24 protein-coding genes are annotated in these 13,674 nt (G+C 39.8%); all 24 read right to left on the bottom strand.

Annotated elements, in window-relative coordinates; translation table 11 throughout:
* Nucleotides 1-257 precede the first annotated feature (257 nt).
* The 24 genes from secY to rpsG all read right to left on the bottom strand — a co-directional run bounded on the left by secY (nucleotide 258) and on the right by rpsG (nucleotide 13,658).
* A complete protein-coding gene (gene secY, locus FC64_RS01465; RefSeq protein ID WP_057906213.1) occupies nucleotides 258-1,556 on the bottom strand; it encodes a preprotein translocase subunit SecY in 1,299 nt (432 codons plus the stop codon).
* A 3-nt stretch (nucleotides 1,557-1,559) separates the two neighbouring features.
* Nucleotides 1,560-1,994 carry a 50S ribosomal protein L15 gene (gene rplO, locus FC64_RS01460; protein ID WP_057906212.1) on the bottom strand — a complete coding sequence of 145 codons (435 nt, stop codon included), beginning with the start codon at nucleotides 1,992-1,994 and terminating at the stop codon, nucleotides 1,560-1,562.
* Nucleotides 1,995-2,027: 33 nt separating this feature from the next.
* A complete protein-coding gene (gene rpmD / locus FC64_RS01455) occupies nucleotides 2,028-2,210 on the bottom strand; it encodes a 50S ribosomal protein L30 (protein WP_057826645.1) in 183 nt (60 codons plus the stop codon).
* Nucleotides 2,211-2,224: 14 nt separating this feature from the next.
* A complete protein-coding gene (gene rpsE, locus FC64_RS01450; protein WP_057906211.1) occupies nucleotides 2,225-2,725 on the bottom strand; it encodes a 30S ribosomal protein S5 in 501 nt (166 codons plus the stop codon).
* 21 nt (nucleotides 2,726-2,746) lie between these two features.
* The gene (gene rplR / locus FC64_RS01445; RefSeq protein ID WP_057826643.1) at nucleotides 2,747-3,112 is read right to left on the bottom strand and encodes a 50S ribosomal protein L18; all 366 of its coding nucleotides are present in this window, start codon (nucleotides 3,110-3,112) and stop codon (nucleotides 2,747-2,749) included.
* 31 nt (nucleotides 3,113-3,143) lie between these two features.
* The gene (rplF, locus tag FC64_RS01440; RefSeq protein ID WP_057906210.1) at nucleotides 3,144-3,680 is read right to left on the bottom strand and encodes a 50S ribosomal protein L6; all 537 of its coding nucleotides are present in this window, start codon (nucleotides 3,678-3,680) and stop codon (nucleotides 3,144-3,146) included.
* A gap of 30 nt (nucleotides 3,681-3,710) precedes the next feature.
* Nucleotides 3,711-4,109 carry a 30S ribosomal protein S8 gene (rpsH, locus tag FC64_RS01435; protein WP_057826641.1) on the bottom strand — a complete coding sequence of 133 codons (399 nt, stop codon included), beginning with the start codon at nucleotides 4,107-4,109 and terminating at the stop codon, nucleotides 3,711-3,713.
* A 33-nt stretch (nucleotides 4,110-4,142) separates the two neighbouring features.
* Nucleotides 4,143-4,328: a type Z 30S ribosomal protein S14 gene (locus FC64_RS07290; RefSeq protein WP_081035599.1), complete on the bottom strand. Its 186-nt coding sequence runs from the start codon at nucleotides 4,326-4,328 to the stop codon at nucleotides 4,143-4,145.
* 15 nt (nucleotides 4,329-4,343) lie between these two features.
* Nucleotides 4,344-4,886: a 50S ribosomal protein L5 gene (gene rplE, locus FC64_RS01430; protein WP_057826640.1), complete on the bottom strand. Its 543-nt coding sequence runs from the start codon at nucleotides 4,884-4,886 to the stop codon at nucleotides 4,344-4,346.
* Nucleotides 4,887-4,910: 24 nt separating this feature from the next.
* Nucleotides 4,911-5,216, bottom strand: a complete 306-nt coding sequence (gene rplX, locus FC64_RS01425) for a 50S ribosomal protein L24 (protein ID WP_057826639.1) — start codon at nucleotides 5,214-5,216, stop codon at nucleotides 4,911-4,913.
* A 35-nt stretch (nucleotides 5,217-5,251) separates the two neighbouring features.
* Complete coding sequence (gene rplN / locus FC64_RS01420; protein WP_057826638.1) at nucleotides 5,252-5,620, bottom strand: 50S ribosomal protein L14; 369 nt, start codon at nucleotides 5,618-5,620, stop codon at nucleotides 5,252-5,254.
* A gap of 65 nt (nucleotides 5,621-5,685) precedes the next feature.
* Nucleotides 5,686-5,952, bottom strand: a complete 267-nt coding sequence (gene rpsQ, locus FC64_RS01415) for a 30S ribosomal protein S17 (RefSeq protein WP_057826637.1) — start codon at nucleotides 5,950-5,952, stop codon at nucleotides 5,686-5,688.
* A gap of 26 nt (nucleotides 5,953-5,978) precedes the next feature.
* On the bottom strand, nucleotides 5,979-6,173 hold the full coding sequence (gene rpmC, locus FC64_RS01410) for a 50S ribosomal protein L29 (RefSeq protein WP_057826636.1): 195 nt from the start codon (nucleotides 6,171-6,173) through the stop codon (nucleotides 5,979-5,981).
* Nucleotides 6,163-6,597, bottom strand: a complete 435-nt coding sequence (rplP, locus tag FC64_RS01405; protein WP_057906209.1) for a 50S ribosomal protein L16 — start codon at nucleotides 6,595-6,597, stop codon at nucleotides 6,163-6,165. Before rplP ends, rpmC begins: the two co-directional genes overlap by 11 nt.
* Nucleotides 6,598-6,600: 3 nt before the next feature.
* Complete coding sequence (rpsC, locus tag FC64_RS01400; protein ID WP_057826634.1) at nucleotides 6,601-7,257, bottom strand: 30S ribosomal protein S3; 657 nt, start codon at nucleotides 7,255-7,257, stop codon at nucleotides 6,601-6,603.
* A 13-nt stretch (nucleotides 7,258-7,270) separates the two neighbouring features.
* Nucleotides 7,271-7,618: a 50S ribosomal protein L22 gene (rplV, locus tag FC64_RS01395; protein ID WP_057826633.1), complete on the bottom strand. Its 348-nt coding sequence runs from the start codon at nucleotides 7,616-7,618 to the stop codon at nucleotides 7,271-7,273.
* A gap of 16 nt (nucleotides 7,619-7,634) precedes the next feature.
* Nucleotides 7,635-7,916: a 30S ribosomal protein S19 gene (gene rpsS, locus FC64_RS01390; protein ID WP_057906208.1), complete on the bottom strand. Its 282-nt coding sequence runs from the start codon at nucleotides 7,914-7,916 to the stop codon at nucleotides 7,635-7,637.
* 37 nt (nucleotides 7,917-7,953) lie between these two features.
* A complete protein-coding gene (gene rplB, locus FC64_RS01385; protein WP_057826631.1) occupies nucleotides 7,954-8,787 on the bottom strand; it encodes a 50S ribosomal protein L2 in 834 nt (277 codons plus the stop codon).
* A gap of 28 nt (nucleotides 8,788-8,815) precedes the next feature.
* A complete protein-coding gene (gene rplW / locus FC64_RS01380; protein WP_057906207.1) occupies nucleotides 8,816-9,103 on the bottom strand; it encodes a 50S ribosomal protein L23 in 288 nt (95 codons plus the stop codon).
* Nucleotides 9,103-9,726 carry a 50S ribosomal protein L4 gene (gene rplD, locus FC64_RS01375; protein WP_057826629.1) on the bottom strand — a complete coding sequence of 208 codons (624 nt, stop codon included), beginning with the start codon at nucleotides 9,724-9,726 and terminating at the stop codon, nucleotides 9,103-9,105. Before rplD ends, rplW begins: the two co-directional genes overlap by 1 nt.
* 23 nt (nucleotides 9,727-9,749) lie before the next feature.
* Complete coding sequence (gene rplC / locus FC64_RS01370; RefSeq protein WP_057906206.1) at nucleotides 9,750-10,373, bottom strand: 50S ribosomal protein L3; 624 nt, start codon at nucleotides 10,371-10,373, stop codon at nucleotides 9,750-9,752.
* 30 nt (nucleotides 10,374-10,403) lie between these two features.
* Nucleotides 10,404-10,712: a 30S ribosomal protein S10 gene (gene rpsJ, locus FC64_RS01365; RefSeq protein WP_023859562.1), complete on the bottom strand. Its 309-nt coding sequence runs from the start codon at nucleotides 10,710-10,712 to the stop codon at nucleotides 10,404-10,406.
* A gap of 284 nt (nucleotides 10,713-10,996) precedes the next feature.
* Nucleotides 10,997-13,090 carry an elongation factor G gene (gene fusA, locus FC64_RS01360; RefSeq protein WP_057906205.1) on the bottom strand — a complete coding sequence of 698 codons (2,094 nt, stop codon included), beginning with the start codon at nucleotides 13,088-13,090 and terminating at the stop codon, nucleotides 10,997-10,999.
* Nucleotides 13,091-13,187: 97 nt separating this feature from the next.
* A complete protein-coding gene (gene rpsG, locus FC64_RS01355; RefSeq protein ID WP_057826625.1) occupies nucleotides 13,188-13,658 on the bottom strand; it encodes a 30S ribosomal protein S7 in 471 nt (156 codons plus the stop codon).
* Nucleotides 13,659-13,674 lie beyond the last annotated feature (16 nt).

The following is a 13,674-nucleotide window of genomic DNA, read 5'->3' as shown; positions in this document are numbered from 1 at the left end:
TTTAAATAAATTCACTAACGTATTATAACCCAATTTTTTTAAAGATAAAAGTTTATCATAAATAAAAAAGATGAGACAAAACGTAAAAAACAAGCGTGGTGAAAGCAGAAAAACAAACGAATTGCGGCAACATAAATTCGGAGGTTTTCAAACTTCACTAGCTTCGCGTCGCAGCTCATTTGTTTTGGAACCCGATTATACAGATATAGCAAAGAGACTGTGACTTATGTCACAGTCTCTTTTAATAACTAACTTAACTACTCACGAATAAATCCAACATATTCGCGTTTCATCATCATACCTTCAATTTGCCGCATTGTTTCAAGGGTTACCCCTACAACAATCAGCAAACTAGTACCACCTAAACCGATTGATTCATTCAATCCCCAAACGCTTGATGCGACTAAAGGAATCAACGAAACGAAACCTAAGAAAAGTGAACCAACAGTACTTAATCTCATCAATAAACGAGATACATACTTTTCAGTTTCTTTTCCTGGCCAAACAGATGGAATGTAACTTCCTTGCTTTTGTAAGTTTTCTGATAACTTCTCAGGGTTAACTTGAACAAAGGCATAGAAAAACGTAAACAGAATAATTAAAGCTGTATACAAAATCATTCCCGGTACTGTCTGCATATTGAAAATATTCGACAATGTTTGATACCATCCATCACCTGAATGAGTCCGTGTGAAGGCCATCAAGATAGTTTGAATTGTTGCAATAAACGAACTGGCAAAGATAACAGGAATAACTCCAGCAACGTTAACTTTTAATGGTAAGTATGAGCTTTCTGAAGAACCTGCAACCCGTCTTGTGTATTGAATCGGAATTTTATAGTTAGCCTGTTGAACATACGTAACAAATGTCACGATCACAAGAATGACTAATAATAAGACTACGCAATACAAAACTGAATGCCAAAGTTGCGATTTACTTACATGAGCAAATTCTTCTTGAAAAATTTGCTTGATCCCAACTGGAACCCGGGCAAGAATTCCAGCCATAATAATGATTGAAATTCCATTTCCGATTCCCCGATCGGTAATCATATCACCTAACCAAGTGGCAAACATTGTACCAGCTGTTAAAATCACACCAATACATACGTAAGTTTGAACACTTGGATTTTGAACTAAGTGAAGACTACTCAAAGCGTTGAAACCAGCTGTAATCCCGATTGATTGTACAAACGCAAGCACAATTGTTAAATAACGGGTAACCTGATTCAATTTACGCCGTCCAACTTCACCTTGCTTACTCCACTCTACAAATTTCGGAACAATATCCATTTGCAAAAGTTGAACAACAATTTGGGCGGTAATGTATGGTGAAACCCCCATCGCTAAAATTGAATAGTTGGTCAGACCGCCACCACTGAAAGTATTTAACATACTAATTAACCCTGAAGATGCAACGCTAGCTAATGCTTTGGCATTGATCCCAGGGACAGTAATGTATGTGCCTAAACGAAATACAATCAAGACACCCAATGTGAATAAGATTTTCCTTCGAATTTCTTTATCAGCAAGGGCGTTCTTCATTGTCTTAAGCATCTATTACATCACCTCGGCTTGACCGCCTGCTGCTTCGATGGCACTCTTAGCTGATGCTGAGAATTTGTTAGCCTTAACCGTTAACTTCTTCTTTAATTCACCATTACCTAAGATCTTGATACCATCTTTTTCATTCTTAACGATACCTGATTCAACCAACAATGCTGGTGTAACTTCTGTACCGTCTTCAAATTTGTTTAATTTTTCAATGTTTACAACTGCATATTCAATGCGGTTGATATTCTTAAAACCACGCTTTGGCATCCGCCGGAATAATGGCATTTGGCCACCTTCAAATCCTAAACGAACTTTACCACGTGCTTTTTGACCTTTTTGACCACGACCTGCAGTCTTCCCGTTACCTGAAGAAGTTCCACGGCCAACACGATTTCTTACTTGACGTGAACCTTCTGCTGGTTTTAATTCATTTAACTTCATTAGGTTCGGCACCTCCCTCTAACTAAATATTGACTATTTAGCCAATTCAACGTCCACTAAATGATTGATTTTCCGAATTGCTCCACGCATTGCAACGTTATCTGGAACAATAACAGAACTGTGAACACGACCAAGGCCTAAGCCTTTAACGATTTCGCGTTGTTTTTGAGGACGTCCAATGACTGAACGAACTAAAGTAACTTTCAATTGAGCCATAATCCAAGTCCTCCTTATTCTGCTAAGTGTTGAACTGATACTCCACGTAATGAAGCAACTTGTTCAGCACTCTTTAATTGTGATAAACCATCCATTGCTGCACGAACAACGTTGATTGGTGTGTTAGAACCTAATGACTTACTTGTAATATCACCAATACCTGCAAGTTCCATAACGGCACGAACCGCACCACCTGCAGCAACCCCAGAACCAGCTTCTGCTGGCTTCAACATAATGCGGCTACCGCTGTATTGACCGAGAACTTCGTGAGGAATAGTTGTTCCAACAACAGGAACTTCGATTAAGTTCTTACGAGCAGCGTCAACAGCCTTGCGGATTGCTTCTGGGACTTCTTGAGCCTTACCAGTTCCAAAACCTACATGACCATTGTGATCGCCAACGATTACTAAAGCGGCGAAACGTAACCGACGTCCACCTTTTACAACTTTAGTAATCCGGTTAATAGCAACGACACGATCTTCTAAATCTAATTGAGCTGGATCAATAAAAGCCATAAACGTTATTTCCTCCTTCTATTAAAAGTCTAAGCCATTTTCGCGAGCAGCTTCTGCTAAAGCTTCAACACGTCCATGGTAGAGGTATCCACCACGGTCAAATACAACTTCTTTGATACCTTTTTCTACAGCACGTTTAGCAACGACTTCACCAACTGAAGCAGCTTGTTCAGTCTTCGTGTTGCCACTTACTTCGCTGTCTAATGTAGAGGCACTAACTAGCGTCACACCCGCTACGTCATCAATTACTTGAGCGTAGATGTTTTTGTTTGAACGATAAACATTTAAGCGTGGGCACTCAGCAGTACCAGAGATTTTATTGCGAACACGCATATGACGTCTTTGGCGTGTTTTGTTTTTGTCTGGTTTAGAAATCACGATTTTCACCTCTTAATTTTGTTTAACAGCCTATGCTGCATTATTTACCAGTCTTACCTTCCTTACGACGTACATATTCGTCAACATAACGAATACCTTTACCTTTGTAAGGTTCTGGAGCACGGACAGCACGGATCCGTGCAGCCATGTCACCAACAACTTCCTTGTTGATTCCTGAAACAATGATTGATGTTGCTGAAGGAGTCTCAAACTTAACATCATCATTTTGTTCAAATTCAACAGGATGTGAGTAACCAACATTCAATACAAGTGTGTTACCCTTCATTTGTGCACGGTAACCAACCCCGCGAAGTTCAAGTTCCTTCTTGAAACCTTCCGTAACTCCAATAACCATGTTATTGAAATTTGCACGTGTTGTTCCGTGAAGTGCTTTTGTCTTATTATCATCTGATGGACGATCAAACGTAACTGTTGTCCCATCAATCTTCATTGAAATTTTATCAGAAAATTCACGTGTTAATTCACCCTTAGGACCTTTAACAGTAACCATCTTACCGTCTTGTTTTACTTCAACGCCTGCAGGTAATTCAACAACCTTATATCCAATACGACTCACGAGCCAGACACCTCCTTACTCTTTAAAATATTACCAGATATAAGCGATTACTTCGCCACCGATTTTCTTAGCACGGGCATCTTTATCTGTCATAACACCTTCAGATGTTGACAAAATAGCGATTCCTAAGCCGTTAAGAACCTTTGGCACAGCATCAGCTTTAACGTATGAACGTAAACCAGGTTTTGAAATTCGACGAATCCCTGAGATTACGCGTTCACCATTTTTACCATATTTCAAGAATACACGGATAATGCCTTGTTTGTTATCTTCGATAAATTCATAATCACGAATAAAACCTTCGTTCTTAAGAATTTCAGCAATACTCCGCTTAATTTTTGATGCAGGTACTTCTAATGATTCGTGCTTTGCCATGTTAGCATTACGAATACGTGTTAAGAAGTCTGCAATTGGATCAGTCATTGCCATATTATTTTGCCTCCTTACTTACTTTATTATGGATTACCAGCTAGCCTTTTTCATGCCAGGGATTTGACCCTTATGAGCAAGTTCACGAAGGCAGATACGACATAACTTAAATTTACGATATACAGAATGTGGACGGCCACAACGTTCGCAACGAGTATATTCTTGTGTTGAGAACTTAGCAGCACGTTTATTCTTTGCAATTTGTGACTTTTTAGCCAATGTGAAACCCCCTTACTACTTAGCGAATGGCATTCCTAATTGAGTTAATAATTCTTTTGATTCTTCGTCTGTGTTAGCAGTTGTTACGATTACAATGTCCATTCCACGAACCTTGTTAACATTATCGAAATCAATTTCTGGGAAGATTAATTGTTCCTTGATTCCAAGCGTGTAGTTTCCACGACCATCAAACGCACGTTTGCTGATTCCATGGAAGTCACGAACACGTGGTAATGAAACTGAGATCAATTTGTCTAAGAATTCGTACATCCGTTGACCACGTAATGTAACCTTGCAACCAATTGCGTTACCTTCACGTAAACGGAAACCAGCGATTGATTTCTTAGCACGTGTGATAACTGGTTTTTGACCAGCAATCAAAGTTAATTCTTCAACTGCTTCGTCTAAGTTTTTAGCGTTACTTACAGCATCACCAACACCCATGTTGATAACGATCTTATCAATCTTTGGTGCTTGCATTACTGATGTATAATTGAATTTTTCCATCATTGATGGAACGATTTCTTTATCATACTTTTCTTTTAAGCGATTTTCCATGAAGAAAGTATCCTCCTTCCTTTATTACAATGTTTTACCTGTCTTTTTAGAAACACGTACTTTCTTGCCATCTTCAATCTTGAAGCCAACCCGTGTTGGTTCATTGTTTGAAGGATCGATAAGCATAACGTTAGAAACATGAATCGGTGCTTCAACTTCAACAATTCCACCATTTGGATTTGCGTTAGTTGGTTTTTGGTGCTTCTTAACGATGTTTACGCCTTTAACGATTACACGTTCTTTTGAAGGAAATACTTTTTCAACTGTACCTTCTTTGCCTTTATCTTTACCGGCGATTACTTTAACTTTATCATTCTTTTTGATGAACATATTGCTTGTGCACCTCCTTATCAACTAATGGTTCATTATAATACTTCAGGTGCTAAGGAAACGATCTTCATGAAGTTTCCATCACGTAATTCACGGGCGATTGGTCCGAAAATACGTGTACCTTTAGGTGACTTATCATCACTAATGATTACTGCAGCATTTTCATCAAATTTGATGTATGAGCCATCAGCACGGTGTACGCCAGACTTTGTACGAACAACAACAGCTTTTACAACATCGCCTTTTTTGACAACGCCACCTGGTGTTGCTTGTTTAACAGTAGCAACAATGATGTCACCGATATTAGCAGTCTTAACACGAGAACCACCTAAGATCTTGATTACTAAGAGTTCACGTGCTCCTGAGTTATCAGCGACTTTTAAACGACTTTCTTGTTGGATCACAGTAAGTGTCCTCCTTTCGCTATTAGATAATTAGTAGAATACGAATTAGTTCTTTGGGTTATTCATTAAAGAATAACTGCTTTTTCAACAATTTCTAATAAACGGAAACGTTTTGTAGCTGACAATGGACGTGTTTCCATAATCTTTACGATATCGCCAACTTTTGCTTCGTTGTTTTCGTCGTGAGCTTTGAATTTCTTTGTGTATTTAACACGCTTACCGTAAACCTTGTGGTTAACATAAGTTTCAACAGCAACCGTGATTGTTTTATCCATTTTATCTGAGACCACACGTCCTTGATAAACTTTACGGTGATTACGAGTTTCACTCATGCGAAATTAGCCTCCTTTTCGTATTCTTATTTGTTTAATTCTGCTTGACGTAATGCAGTTTTAATACGTGCAATGTTCTTACGAACTGCTTTTAACCGAGCAGTGTTTTCCAATTGACCGGTAGCTAATTGGAAGCGTAAGTTAAATAATTCTTCTTTATATTGCTTTTCTTTTTCAAGCATTTCAGCAGTGGTTAATTCATTAATTTCTTTAGCCTTCATTTGATTCGCCACCTACTTCCTCACGTTTTACAAACTTAGTCTTCACTGGGAGCTTGTGGGAAGCTAAACGGAAAGCTTCACGAGCAACTTCTTCAGAAACGCCAGCAATTTCAAACATGACCTTGCCACGCTTTACTGGAGCAACCCAGCCTTCTGGTGTACCTTTCCCAGAACCCATACGAACACCAATAGCTTTAGCAGTATATGATTTGTGAGGGAAAATCTTAATCCAAACTTTTCCGCCACGCTTCATATAACGAGTCATCGCAATACGAGCAGCTTCGATTTGACGGTTTGTGATCCAGTGTGATTCAGTTGCTTGTAAACCAAATTCACCAAATGTAACTGTCTTGCCACCCTTAGCTTCGCCACGCATGTGACCACGGAATTCACGACGGTGCTTTACACGTTTTGGTACTAACATAGATTATTTCCCTCCTTTACTATTGTTTTTCTTTGTTGGTAATACTTCACCACGGTAGATCCATACCTTAACACCTAATTGACCATATGTTGTAGAAGCTTCTACCCATGCATAGTCAATATCAGCGCGTAATGTATGCAAAGGAACTGTTCCGTCTGAGAAGTGTTCAACCCGTGACATATCTGCCCCGTTTAAACGACCTGCAACTTGAACTTTGATACCCTTTGCACCTGCACGCATTGTACGTTGCATTGCTTGCTTCATTGCACGACGGAATGCAATCCGGTTTTCCAATTGTTGTGCAATGTTTTCGCCAACTAACTTAGCATCTAAGTCTGGTTTCTTGATTTCAACAATGTTAATGTGTACGCGTTTACCAGTTAACTTGTTTAATTCTTGACGTAACTTTTCAACTTCTGATCCACCTTTACCGATAACCATTCCTGGCTTAGCAGTATGAATTGAAATGTTAACACGCTTTGCAGCACGTTCAATTTCAATAGTTGAGACAGAAGCGTTGGCTAATTTATTTTCGATGAATTTACGGATTCGTAAGTCTTCGTGTAAATCTGTTGCAAAATCTTTTTCAGCGTACCATTTTGCATCCCAGTCACGAATGATACCGACACGTAATCCGGTTGGATTAACTTTTTGACCCACGCGTTATCCCTCCTTATTTAGCAGATACCACAATCGTAATGTGGCTTGTACGTTTGTTGATTGGAGAAGCAGAACCTTTAGCACGAGGACGGAACCGTTTCAAAGTTGGTCCTTCGTTAACATAAGCTTCGCTTACATATAAATCTTCAACATCTAAATCAAAATTGTTTTCTGCGTTTGCGATTGCAGAATTAAGAACTTTTTCAATTAAGTAAGCACCTTTTCTTGGTGTAAATTTCAAGATGCCCAATGCGTCAGCAACTTTTTTGCCACGGATAAGGTCGATCACAAGACGTGCTTTACGTGCAGGGATACGGACCATTCGAGCGGTTGCCTTTGCTGATGTAACTTGTTCAGCCATGCTTTATCCTCCCTTATTATCTTACGCCTGTCTTCTTGTCGTCTCCGCCGTGACCATGGAATGTTCGTGTTGGAACAAATTCACCTAATTTATGTCCAACCATATCTTCTTGAATGTAAACTGGCACGTGCTTGCGGCCATCATATACAGCAATCGTATAGCCGATAAAGCTAGGGAAGATTGTTGAACGGCGTGACCATGTCTTAATTACTGATTTTTTTTCTTGATCAGCTTGTGCTTCAACCTTTTTCATCAAATGTTTATCGACGAAAGGTCCTTTTTTCAAACTCCGACTCAATGTTTGTCCTCCTTTCAGATAATTACCTTATAGGCAATTATTTCTTGTGACGTGAACGAACGATAAATTTGTTTGATTTTGCCTTCTTTGAACGAGTCTTAAGACCAGTTGTCTTCTTACCCCATGGTGATAATGGTGATGGACGACCAACTGGAGCTTTACCTTCACCACCACCATGAGGGTGATCGTTAGGGTTCATTACAGAACCACGTGATTGAGGCCGCTTACCCATCCAACGTGAACGTCCGGCTTTACCAATATTGATCAATTCGTGTTGTTCGTTACCTACGGCACCAATTGTTGCCCGGCATGAAATTAAGATCATCCGTGTTTCGCCTGATGTCAAACGAACAATGGCATACTTGCCTTCCTTACCAAGTAATTGTGCTGATGTACCAGCTGAACGAACTAATTGTCCACCTTTACCTGGCTTTAATTCGATATTGTGGATAACTGTACCAACAGGAATGTTTTCCAATGGAAGTGCGTTACCAACCTTAATATCTGCATCCTTACCTGATTGAACCTTTTGGCCTACTTCGAGGCCCTTAGGAGCAAGGATATATGATTTTGTACCATCAGCATAAACTAACAATGCAATGTTTGCTGAACGGTTTGGATCATATTCAATTGCTTTTACTGTTGCAGGAACATTATCTTTGTTCCGCTTAAAATCAATCACACGGTACTTACGTTTGTGACCGCCACCACGGTGACGAACTGTAATGTGACCATATGAATTCCGGCCAGCTGTCTTGCTTTTTGAAACAAGTAATGACTTTTCTGGTGTTGTCTTTGTAATTTCAGCAAAGTCTGAACCAGTCATATTCCGGCGACCGTTAGAAGTTGGTTTATATTTCTTGATCCCCACTGTGTTTTCCTCCTATTACTTAATATTATTATTCTTCGTCGAATAATTTAATTTCTTTTGAATCTGATGTTAATGTAACGATTGCTTTGCGGCGCTTCTTTGTGTAGCCTTCATAACGACCCATGCGCTTCTTTTTACCCTTAACATTCATAATGTTAACCTTAGCAACCTTAACATCAAAGATGTCTTCAACCGCACTCTTGACTTGTGTCTTTGTCGCACGTGTATCAACATCAAATGTATAGCGTTTATCGTCCATATCAGCCATTGAAGCTTCTGTAATAACTGGACGTAAAATTACATCGCGTGATTCCATTATGCAAGAACCTCCTCTACTTGAGAAAGAGCTCCTTTAGTGATGACCATCTTATCGTTGTTGATAACATCTAAGACGTTCAAACCTTTAGCTGGGATAACAGTAACATTCTTTAAATTCCGTGCAGCTAAAGCAGCGTTTGCATTGTCATCTTCAAGAACTACTAATACCTTTGAATTAACATCTAAGTTGCTTAAAACTTCTGCAAATGCTTTTGTTCTTGGTTGTTCGAATTTTAATTCGTTAACAACAACTAAGCCTTCATCTAATACCTTTTGTGAAAGTACTGATTTAATAGCTAAGCGACGAACTTTGCGTGGAAGTTTGTAAGCGTATGAACGAGGTGTTGGTCCGAATACGGTACCACCGCCTACCCATTGTGGTGAACGGATTGAACCTTGACGGGCACGACCTGTACCCTTTTGACGCCATGGCTTCTTACCACCGCCACGTACGGCACTTCTGTTCTTTACAGCGTGTGTACCTTGACGCATTGAAGCACGTTGCATCAATACAGCATCAAAAATTACGCTGTCGTTTGGTTCGATACCAAAAACTGTGTCGTTTAATGAAACTTCACCGTTCTTGCTACCGTCTTGGTTGAATAATGTAACCTTTGGCATGTAAGTTTCCTCCCTTCATCTAATTATTTCACTGTACTTTTAATAGTAACAAATGACTTGTTTGCGCCTGGAATGTTACCTTTGATTAAAAGTACACCATTTTCTGTATCAGCTTTAACGATTTCCAAGTTTTGGATTGTAACTCGTTTGCCACCCATGCGACCAGGTAATACCTTACCAGGGAATACACGGTTAATAATTGAACCCATTGAACCTGGACGACGGTGATAACGAGAACCGTGTGCCATAGGTCCGCGACTTTGGCCCCAACGTTTGATGTTACCTTGGAAACCGTGTCCCTTTGAAGTACCTGTTACATCTACAAATTCGCCAGCTTCGAAAATATCAGCTTTGATTTCGTCACCAACGTTATATTCTCCAAGCTCTACACCGCGAATTTCACGAACGAAGCGCTTAGGAGCAGTTTTAGCTTTTGCTGCATGACCTTTAGCAGGTTTGTTAGCCTTAACTTCACGTTGGTCATCAAAACCTAATTGAATTGCTTCGTAACCATCATTTTCCATTGTCTTAACTTGCATAACGACGTTTGAGCCAACTTCAACAACAGTTACAGGTACTAATTCCCCATCTTCAGTAAAGACTTGTGTCATACCTACCTTTTTTCCTAAGATTCCTTTTGTGGTCATGAGTACACCTCCAATTTAACTAATTTAAAATTATAATTTGATTTCGATATCTACACCTGATGGTAAATCAAGTTTCATCAATGAATCAACTGTCTTTGGTGTAGGATTTACAATATCGATTAAACGCTTGTGAGTGCGCATTTCGAATTGTTCACGTGAATCCTTATATTTGTGTGGTGAACGGATAACCGTGTATAACGTCCGTTCTGTTGGCAAAGGAATCGGGCCTGAGATTTGGGCACCTGTTCTCTTTGCTGTTTCAACAATCTTATCAGCAGATTGATCTAAAATACGATGTTCGTATGCTTTTAAACGAATACGAATTTTTTGTTTTGCCATGATGTTCCCTCCTTCGTCTATTTTTAAAATAAGACTAGCTCCGTGAAAATTACCGATTCACTCGTGGCAAAGCGGCCGGGTGTGTCGCAACCTTTCACATCTTAGCTTATTTATAAACACAGAACAAAATACTTACGAAATCGCAAGTACCTTAATAGTTTATTACAATGTATACGAAAAAGCAAGAATTTTTCTGATTTCCATTTTACTATAAGAATTCCTTTACCTATTATAAGGCAAAAATAAAAAGCCATGCTTTTGCATGACTTTTTACTATTCAATTATTAACCAGCGTTACCGCCGTTCTTTTTAATAATTTCTTCTTGAATTGACTTCGGAACTGGTTCATAGTGATCCATTGTCATTGTGAATGTTCCACGACCTTGTGTTGCTGAACGTAATGTTGTTGCGTAACCAAACATTTCAGCCAATGGTACATAAGCATTAACAACTTCTGAACCGCCACGCGCTTCCATTCCGTCAACTCGACCACGACGAGCTGTAACGTGTCCCATAACATCACCCAAGTTGTCTTCAGGACATACGATTTCAACCTTCATGATTGGTTCAAGGATAACTGCGCCCGCCTTAGCTGCAGCGTTCTTCAATGCTAATGATGCAGCAACTTTGAAGGCTGCTTCACTTGAGTCAACTTCGTGGTAACTACCATCATATAACTTCGCCTTAACGTCGATCAACGGATAACCAGCCAAGACACCGTTTTGCATAGCTTCCTTCAAGCCTTGTTCAACTGAAGGAATGTATTCACGAGGAACAACCCCACCAACGATGGCATCTTCGAATTCAAAGCCTTTACCCTCTTCATTTGGTGTGAATTCGATCCAAACATCACCATATTGACCTTTACCACCTGATTGACGAACAAACTTACCTTGAGCAGATACTTGCTTTGTAAATGTTTCACGGTAAGCAACTTGTGGTTCGCCGACTTTAGCTTCGACGTGGAATTCACGCTTCATCCGGTCAACGATGATATCCAAGTGCAATTCACCCATTCCGGCAATCAATGTTTCACCAGTTTCTTGGTTTGTTTCAGCCTTGAATGATGGGTCTTCTTCAGCAAGCTTTTGCAAAGCAACATCCATCTTATCTTGGTCAGCTTTTGACTTCGGTTCAACTGAAACTTGGATAACCGGATCTGGGAATTCCATTGATTCAAGAATCAATGGGTGATCTGGGTCTGTTAATGAGTCCCCAGTTGTTGTATCTTTCAAACCAATTGCGGCTGCAATATCACCTGAGAATACTTCTGGGATTTCTGTACGGTGATTTGAGTGCATTTGCAATAAACGACCGACACGTTCACGCTTGCCCTTTGTAGCGTTCAATACGTATGAGCCAGCTTCCAAAGTACCTGTGTAAACCCGTAAGTATGTTAAACGACCAACAAATGGGTCAGTTGCAATCTTAAATGCTAAACCGGCAAATGGCTTTGAGTCATCAGCAATCAAGTCAACTTCTTCACCTGTATCAGGATCTGTAGCTGTATATGGTTTAACATCTAATGGTGATGGTAAGTAATCATTAACCCCATCAAGCATCATTTGAACACCTTTGTTCTTAAATGCTGAACCAGCAAATACTGGGAAGAGGTCTAATGCTAATGTTCCACGACGAATTGCTGCGCGAAGTTCATCGTTTGAAATTTCTTCACCGCCAAGATATTTTTCCATGATTTCATCATCAACATCAGCGATTTGTTCGATCATTTCTTCACGACGCTTTTCAGCTTCTTCGCGATATTCTTCTGGGATATCAACTGTATCCCACTTTGAACCTAACTTATCTTCATCATAAAGGTCAGCCTTCATTTCGATTAAGTCGATAACCCCTTCGAATTCATCTTCAGCACCGATTGGCATTTGAACTGGCAATGGGTTTGCTTGAAGACGATCGCGAATTGTATCTACTGAATAATCGAAGTTAGCACCGATCTTATCCATCTTGTTAACGAAGACGATCCGTGGAACTCCGTATGTATTTGCTTGGCGCCATACGTTTTCAGTTTGTGGTTCTACCCCTGATTGGGCATCCAAAACAACAACGGCCCCGTCTAAGACACGAAGTGAACGTTCAACTTCGATTGTGAAGTCAACGTGCCCTGGGGTATCAATGATGTTGATTCGGTGATCTTTCCATTGAGCTGTTGTAGCAGCTGATGTGATTGTGATCCCACGTTCTTGTTCTTGTTCCATCCAGTCCATTTGTGAAGCACCATCATGTGTTTCACCAATTTTGTGAATTTTACCTGTATAGTAAAGAATACGTTCTGTTGTAGTTGTTTTACCAGCATCGATGTGAGCTACGATCCCGATATTACGTGTTTTTTCCAAAGGGAATTCACGTTTATTAGCCATGGAATTATTCTCTCCTTCCAATTATTAAATCAATTGAATTTTCAAAAAAATGACTATTATAGGATAAAAGAATCTATAACAGCCATTCCACAAAATATTACCAACGATAGTGTGCGAATGCACGGTTTGCATCAGCCATCTTGTGTGTATCTTCACGTTTCTTAACAGAAGCACCAGTATTGTTAGCTGCATCCATAATTTCTTTTGCTAAACGTTCAGACATTGTGTGTTCACCACGAAGACGAGCGTAGTTTACAATCCAACGTAAACCTAATGTACGACGACGGTCTGGACGTACTTCGATCGGAACTTGGTAGTTAGAACCACCAATCCGGCGGGCCTTAACTTCCAAAACAGGCATAACGTTTTCCATTGCTTGTTCAAAGACTTCCAATGGATCCTTGCCAGTCTTTTCTTTGATCATATCAAATGCTTCGTATAAAATCTTTGAAGCTGTACCACGCTTACCATCTAACATAAGGTGGTTAATTAAACTTGTAACCAATTGTGAATGATAAATTGGATCTTCAGGTACTTCGCGTTTTGCTGCAGGACCTTTTCTTGGCATATGCTCTACCTCCTAA

It is taken from the genome of Ligilactobacillus araffinosus DSM 20653, from assembly GCF_001435375.1.
GTDB classification, from domain to species: domain Bacteria; phylum Bacillota; class Bacilli; order Lactobacillales; family Lactobacillaceae; genus Ligilactobacillus; species Ligilactobacillus araffinosus.
The sequence above is the reverse complement of the archived record's forward strand: the minus strand, read 5'-3'. Positions and strand labels throughout refer to the sequence as shown.